General features: G+C 60.3%; 7 protein-coding genes and 1 tRNA gene. 3 read left to right on the forward strand and 5 right to left on the reverse strand.

Annotated elements, in window-relative coordinates:
• Positions 1-9: 9 nt before the first annotated feature.
• Both B2U07_RS09800 and B2U07_RS09805 read right to left on the reverse strand, forming a co-directional pair.
• A complete protein-coding gene (locus B2U07_RS09800) occupies positions 10-1293 on the reverse strand; it encodes a CmpA/NrtA family ABC transporter substrate-binding protein (RefSeq protein WP_275545197.1) in 1284 nt (427 codons plus the stop codon).
• A gap of 361 nt (positions 1294-1654) precedes the next feature.
• Positions 1655-1969: a transcriptional regulator gene (locus tag B2U07_RS09805; RefSeq protein WP_197855793.1), complete on the reverse strand. Its 315-nt coding sequence runs from the start codon at positions 1967-1969 to the stop codon at positions 1655-1657.
• Positions 1970-2122: 153 nt separating this feature from the next.
• Here B2U07_RS09805 and B2U07_RS09810 point away from each other — a divergent pair, with 153 nt between their 5' ends.
• The gene (locus B2U07_RS09810; protein ID WP_343252177.1) at positions 2123-2515 is read left to right on the forward strand and encodes a hypothetical protein; all 393 of its coding nucleotides are present in this window, start codon (positions 2123-2125) and stop codon (positions 2513-2515) included.
• Positions 2516-2617: 102 nt separating this feature from the next.
• On the opposite strand, the gene B2U07_RS09815 is transcribed toward B2U07_RS09810, so the two are convergent.
• Entirely contained in the window at positions 2618-3307 is a 690-nt protein-coding gene (locus B2U07_RS09815; RefSeq protein WP_275545195.1) for a crotonase/enoyl-CoA hydratase family protein, read from the reverse strand.
• 184 nt (positions 3308-3491) lie between these two features.
• On the opposite strand from B2U07_RS09815, the gene B2U07_RS09820 reads away from it, so the two are divergent.
• Together B2U07_RS09820 and B2U07_RS09825 are read left to right on the forward strand one after the other, a co-directional pair.
• A complete protein-coding gene (locus B2U07_RS09820; RefSeq protein ID WP_275545194.1) occupies positions 3492-3710 on the forward strand; it encodes a hypothetical protein in 219 nt (72 codons plus the stop codon).
• 92 nt (positions 3711-3802) lie between these two features.
• A tRNA-Ser gene (locus tag B2U07_RS09825) sits at positions 3803-3892 on the forward strand.
• A 55-nt stretch (positions 3893-3947) separates the two neighbouring features.
• Here the strand turns inward: B2U07_RS09825 and B2U07_RS09830 are convergent.
• Positions 3948-4955, reverse strand: a complete 1008-nt coding sequence (locus tag B2U07_RS09830; RefSeq protein ID WP_296276879.1) for a phage integrase — start codon at positions 4953-4955, stop codon at positions 3948-3950.
• A 69-nt stretch (positions 4956-5024) separates the two neighbouring features.
• Positions 5025-6302, reverse strand: a complete 1278-nt coding sequence (locus tag B2U07_RS09835; RefSeq protein ID WP_275545193.1) for a hypothetical protein — start codon at positions 6300-6302, stop codon at positions 5025-5027.
• Positions 6303-6365 lie beyond the last annotated feature (63 nt).

Raw genomic sequence — 6365 nt, forward strand, 5'->3', positions numbered from 1 at the left:
CACCTCCGGTCAAGCTTTGATGGCGAAGGAGTCGGCGTAGGCGGCCGGGTTGCTGCCGTCCCAGACCACACCGTCGATCAGCGTGCTGCTGCGCAGCGGGCTGCTCGGCACCGCCAGCTTGAGCGCGCCAGCAGCTTCGGCGTACAGCGCGGTCTGGTTGATCTGCGCGGCCACGGCGGCGTAGTCCGGCGCGTCCTTGAGCAGGCCCCAGCGCTTGAACTGGGTCAGGAACCACATGCCGTCGGAGTGATAGGGGAAGTTGACACTGCCGTCCTTGCAGAAGGCCATGGCGTGCTCGTCCTTCCAGCTATTACCGAGGCCGTCCTCGTACTGGGCGAGGAAGCGCGGCTCGATCACCTGCACCGGCGCGTTGACGTAAGCCTTGCCGGAAATCAGCTTGGCGGTGCTCTTGCGGTTCTCCTCGCTGGCCTCGATGAAGCGGCTGGCATCAAGAATCGCCATGATCAGCGCGCGCGCCGCATTGGGGTACTGCTCGACGAAGGCGCGGGTGGTGCCGAGCACCTTCTCCGGGTGGTCCGGCCAGATCTGCTGGGTGGTGGTGGCGGTAAAGCCGATCTTGTCGAAGATCGCCCGCGCGCCCCAGGGCTCGCCAACACAGAAGCCGTCCATGTTGCCGACGCGCATGTTGGCGACCATCTGCGGCGGCGGTACGACGATGGTCTTCACGTCGCTCATCGGGTTGATGCCCAGGCTGCCGAGCCAGTAGTACAGCCACATGGCATGGGTGCCGGTGGGGAAAGTCTGGGCGAAGGTCAGCGGATTACCGCCTTTCTTCACGTGCTCGGCCAGTTGCGCGCCGTTGGTTACCCCGGCTTCGCGCAGCTGCTTGGACAGGGTGATGGCCTGGCCGTTCTGGTTCAGTCCCATCAGCACCGCCATGTCCTTCTGCGGGCCGGCGAGGCCGAGCTGGGCGCCGTACATCATGCCGTAGAGCACGTGGGCGGCATCCAGCTCGCCGGTGCCCAGCTTGTCGCGCACGCCGGCCCAGGAGGCCTCCTTGCTCGGCTTGATGGTCAGGCCATACTTCTCACCGAAACCCTGGGTGGCTGCCACTACCACCGATGCGCAATCGGTCAGGGGAATGAAGCCGACCGTCAGCGCGGATTTCTCCGGTGCGTCGGAGCCGGCAGCCCAGGCCGCACTGCGTAGCGATGCGGGGGCGGACAGGCCGAGTGCGGCGATACCGCCTACGGCGCCGGCCAGGGCGATGGATTGCTTGAGGAAGTTGCGGCGGCTGGTGCCGAAGGGCTTGGTCGAATCACGATCGGTCATGGGTCTAATCCTTGTCAGGCGCATAAACAAAAACGGCGTACGCCAGGCCACCTCGTTAAGAGGAGGTGACCTGACGGACGCCGTTGTCCGTGATCCCCGGCCCGCCGCCGTTGGCGTGCTACGCAGGATGTTGACAGGGCATTAGCAAGGGGCTTGCCAGCTTTCGCTCGCGATACTCGGCGATACACGAACGGAACTGCGGATAAGAGGCTGTAGGTTATAAATCAATGGTTTGCAGCTATTTGATGAGATCGATTGGAGCCTTAACGGCTTTGCGCAGGCGCCATGTTGCGGGCCTGCCGTTGAGCCAATGCCGTGCATGGCCGTGCGTCACTGAGCGTTTTTGGTTCGCCCTGCCGGCTCAGGAGGCCGGCTGTACATGGGCTTCTTCGACGTAATCGCGCAACCAGCGCAGCACCTCGACGGCTTCCCAGCGGGCCGGATCGAACAGCGCGTAGGCCAGCCCCTGATAACCGACCACATCCAGCTGCCGGTGATAGCCAGCGCGCTGCAACAACGCCTCGATCTCGGCGAAGCAGGTATTGAAGTGCTGACGATTAAAGGGCGTGCGGCTCTCGGTGACGATGCCTTCGAGCAGCAACTCGTCGACCATCTCGCGAACGCGCTCCAGCGGCATGCGGTTCACTCGGTGTTTCAGCTGCAGTACGTCCAGCATGATGGCGCTCCTATGTGCTCGGTCATTTGCCTGCGAATAGGGTAATCGAAAAATACTGTACAAATAAACAGTATTGGGTAATAGTGGCCTCATTCAGGCGACAACGACCCGCCCACCATGCAGATGTGGGCGCCTTGCAAGGGGGTATTGGCAATGCAACACATGCTGATGACGATTGTGCTACTGGCCCTGTTGAGTGGCTGCGCGCAACCGCAGATTGAGCGACCACAGGCCAACGGTGCCTATCTGGTGATCGAGGGCGAGCAGGCCTGGGCCGTGCTGGTCTCCGATGGTCAGCGGGTTGAAGAGGCGGGCGTGGTGCTCGACGTGATCCACCTGCCCAGCCACCACTCCAATATCGCCGCCAGCTATGTGATCGAGACGCCCAATTGCGGCAGGCTGCAATGGCTTACCGAGCGTCATGGCGCTGCCGAGGGCGAAACCACGCTGCTGCCGACAGCCTTCAATGAGCAATTGAGCAAGCCTGGCTGCGTGCTGGCCCAGGGTATGAGCAGGGCCTGGACGGCGCTTGACTACTCCGGCTGAACACGCAGCAACCTTCGCCCTCAGAGCAACAGGCCAAAAACTAAAAAGCGCCGCGACCTCAACGGAAGCGGCGCTTTTTTCTAGGCGCGATGTGTCGCGTGCTTACATCAGGTGCTGCTTGTCCGTCTCGATGGCCGCATCGAGGGTTTCCAGTAGCGCCTTGCGCACCTTCAACTTGGTGTTCTTGTGCGCCGTCATGTTGATCTTCTTCATCTGCTGCGCCGCAGCCTGTGCGGTGGCCAGCAGTTGCTCGGCCGGCACCACCTTGTCCAGGAAGCCGGCATCCACGGCGCCAGCCGGGTCGAACATCTCGCCATTGATCACAGAGCGGTGGAAGGCCGACTTGCGCAGGCGATCACGGGCCAGCTCGATACCGACATGGTGCATGGTCATGCCGATCTGCACTTCGTTCAGGCCGATGCTGAACGGGCCTTCGACGCCGATGCGGTAATCGCTCGACAGCAGGATGAAGGCACCCTTGGCCACGGCATGGCCAGGGCAGGCGACGATGATCGGGAAGGGGTGGGCAAGCATGCGCCGCGCCAGGGTGGAACCTGCAGCGACCAGGTTGATCGCGTTCTGCGGGCCGGAGGTCATTACTTTCAGGTCGTAGCCGCCGGAAAGAATGCCTTGCTGACCGGTGATGATGACGATGGCGCGATCCTGCTCGGCGCGGTCGAGCGCAGCATTGAAGGCAGCGATCACGTCAGGCGAGATGGCGTTGACCTTGCCATTGCTCAGGGTGAGGGTGGCGATGCCGTCTTCGAGTTGATAGCTGATCAGGTCGCTCATGGCAGTTTTCCTTGTTGGAGCCGCAGGCTGAATGTCGGCAGAAGGTACTCAGCCCAATCGCTCCGGTAAAGCGCCGTGACTGACTGGCGGGTCAGCGGTTTTGCCTATCGTGGCGATGCCGGATGGCAATTGGCGGGCAGCGAAGCCTGGCTATTAAGGTGGCGGCGAAGCGAAGGAGCTGTCCATGAACATCCTGAATTCCATCCTTTATACCCTCGCAGTGATCGGCCTACTGCTGGGCTCGGTCACGCTCAGCGAAATGCTCTACCTTCGCAGCCCCGCCGGTGTGCTGCTTCTGTTCGGTGCGGGGCTGTTCATGTCCCTGGGTTTCCTGCTGTTCGGCCACCTGCGTTTCGACGAAACGCCTGCCGAAGGCCCAGAGGAAAACCCGCTGCGCTCTTAAGCGCATGAATCCTTTAAAAAAATTTGCCATTCGGAAAACATTCGACTACATTAGCGCACCTCGACGGGCTACAGGCCAAAACGTCGAGATCCGGTGAAGTGTCCGAGTGGTTGAAGGAGCACGCCTGGAAAGTGTGTATACGGGAAACCGTATCAAGAGTTCGAATCTCTTCTTCACCGCCACTTTCGCAATACCTAAAGCCCTGAGAACTGAGAAGTTTTCGGGGCTTTTTGCTTTTCAGCTTTCGGCAGGTGTCGAAGAAGTGTCGAAAAGCGGATTCAAGGTCAAAGCATCCTGCAGATGGTCCGGTGACAGGTGCGCATAGCGCATGGTCATTGCCAGCGACGTATGCCCCAGGATTTTCTGCAGCGTCAGGATGTTCCCGCCCCGCATGACGAAGTGACTGGCGAAGGTGTGCCGTAGCACGTGCGTGGCCTGGCCGGCCGGGAGCTTGATCGAGGTCTTATCCAGCACACGGCTGAAGGTCAGCATGCAGTTGGTGAACAGGCCGTGACGCTTGAAGTAGACATGTAGCGCCCTCTCCAGTGCGCTATCGATAGGAATCGACCGGGTTCGCTTCGACTTAGTGTTGGCAAAGGTCACCATGCCGTTACGCACTCGCTCAGGTGTCAGCGCTTGGGCTTCTCCCCACCTGGCACCCGTACTCAGACAGACGCGAGCGATCAAGCCGATTCCTGGGCTGGTGGTGCGGTCATCCAGGGCCTCGAGCAGTTCGGCTATCTGGCAGGTCGAGAGGAAGGAAATAGGGCGTTCCTGCAGGCGTAGCGGGCGGACGTTGACCAGCGGGTTCGGGTAGTCGATATCGCCCAGGCGGTGCAGCTCGTTGAACAGGGCTTTCAGGTAGCCGAGCCGGTTGTTCATGGTCTTGCCTTGAATGCCGGCCTTGAGCAATTCGCTGCGTGTTTCGCAGAAGGCGTTGCCGGTTAGCTTGACCGCGATGGGGTCGCCCAGGTCTTTAGCCAGATTCTGCAGAGTGCGGAGGATCGCGGCACCATCAGCCAACGCATGGCCGTGCAGTTCATGGTACCGGGTGCAGAGTTCAGACAGGCGGCGACGATCTTTCGGCTTGGGCGTCCAGGCTGGCGAGTCGATGCAATTGGCCCTGCAGGTCGCTTCAAAGCGCTGGGCTTCAACCTTGGTCTTGAAGGTCTTGCGGAAGCGACGGCCCTTGATGGGTTCAACGTCGACTTTCCAGCGACCATCACTCAGTTGCTCAATTGCCATGGTGACGGCCCTGGCCAAGCGCGTGAGCATCAGCGTGTTTGTCTTGTTTGTGTATTTGGCAAACAAACATCAGACAGCACGCCCCCAACGAACATGGCGTTCCTCAAGGATGCCTTTGATGTGCTTATACAACCCGTCTTCGTCCATGCCCTTAGCGGCGTAGTGGTCGCGGATCACCGGCCAGCACTCCCAATCCTTGAGCCGATAGAAAGCCTTTCTAGCGCCCACTCGCTCCCGTGCCAGCAGGCTGACGAAGTTTCCCAGGAATAACTCGACGTTCTTGCCGGAGAAGCCCCGCGAGGTCTTGTATTGGCGCTTGTACTCGGTTTCGTCCACCAGGGAATCAACCGGCAGATCCACGCGAACGTCTTCGCGGATCAGGGTCCAAATGGGTTCGAAGTAACCAGGGCGAGCCAGTAGCTTGAATTGGCGCAGGCCATAGCGCCACAGGCCGTCTAGGTGCGGGGCAAAGGCGGCGTAGCTGTTGGTTTCAATGATCTGGCTGGTCTGCAGATCGAACGAGCCCGAGGCGAATTGCTGGATCACAGAGTGGTGGTAACGCAGCTCTACGCGCCAGACGTCTTGCTCTGGGTCGTAGTTGTCCGGGTCGCCTTCATCGAAGCTATCGCGACGTCTCCACACGCCTTCCCAGTAGTCGAGCTTGTCGATGGCGCGGGCCTGTTCGGTCTTGTTGTAGATACCGAGCTGGACGCCACCAGCTGAGCCGAACAGGTAGGACTGACCTTTGCCGTAGGTCGCAGACTCCAGCGTCCATTGGATTTCCTTGATGCCGGAAATATCGCGGGCAGCGCGTGCGCGGCAGTGCATACGGGCGACCAGATCGGCGGGCGGTTGCCAGCCTTGCAGATCCAGGGCGAGGTGAACGGCGCATTGGTTGCGCTCGATGTTGGTCAGCACGTGGCCGGCGTAGTAGTCCAGGCGTTCCTGCAGGCGCTCGGGGCAGAACTGGTCGATAGCATGGGGTGACACTTCGATTTTCAGGTGGGGGCCGATGTTCTCGATTTTGGCGTTGAAGTTCTTCACCAGCAGGATGATGCCTAGGTCAGCATTCTGCAGCTTGTACTGGTACCCGGAATCCTTGCTGACGCGACCCGAGTGCCAACGCTGGCCCGCGAAGTCAACGATGGTGCCGGGCTTGTCGAAGAGGCTCATGATTTCCGGGCGGATCAGGCCGCGATAGAGCTGGCGGACGGTGTCGACGCTACAGGCCAGGATTCGGACGTTGGAAAGGTCAGTTATCCGAGCGGTCATGCTGTCGAAAAACAGCCTACCGGTTGGGTTTTTATTGAACTCACGATCAACGCGGAGTTGGTCTTTAACTGCCATTTTCTAATGCTCCAAATAGTGCCGAATCGACACGTTTAACCTTGGTTTATCTGACGTGCTACA

The organism is Pseudomonas sp. UBA7530 (genome assembly GCF_002479365.1).
Classification (GTDB): domain Bacteria; phylum Pseudomonadota; class Gammaproteobacteria; order Pseudomonadales; family Pseudomonadaceae; genus Aquipseudomonas.

What these genes read in the sequence shown, in the direction of transcription:
- B2U07_RS09800 (WP_275545197.1), bottom strand. Translation starts at nt 1,293, where the DNA reads ATGACCGATCGTGATTCGACCAAGCCCTTCGGCACCAGCCGCCGCAAC.
- B2U07_RS09805 (WP_197855793.1), bottom strand. Translation starts at nt 1,969, where the DNA reads ATGCTGGACGTACTGCAGCTGAAACACCGAGTGAACCGCATGCCGCTG.
- B2U07_RS09810 (WP_343252177.1), top strand. Translation starts at nt 2,123, where the DNA reads ATGCAACACATGCTGATGACGATTGTGCTACTGGCCCTGTTGAGTGGC.
- B2U07_RS09815 (WP_275545195.1), bottom strand. Translation starts at nt 3,307, where the DNA reads ATGAGCGACCTGATCAGCTATCAACTCGAAGACGGCATCGCCACCCTC.
- B2U07_RS09820 (WP_275545194.1), top strand. Translation starts at nt 3,492, where the DNA reads ATGAACATCCTGAATTCCATCCTTTATACCCTCGCAGTGATCGGCCTA.
- B2U07_RS09830 (WP_296276879.1), bottom strand. Translation starts at nt 4,955, where the DNA reads ATGGCAATTGAGCAACTGAGTGATGGTCGCTGGAAAGTCGACGTTGAA.
- B2U07_RS09835 (WP_275545193.1), bottom strand. Translation starts at nt 6,302, where the DNA reads ATGGCAGTTAAAGACCAACTCCGCGTTGATCGTGAGTTCAATAAAAAC.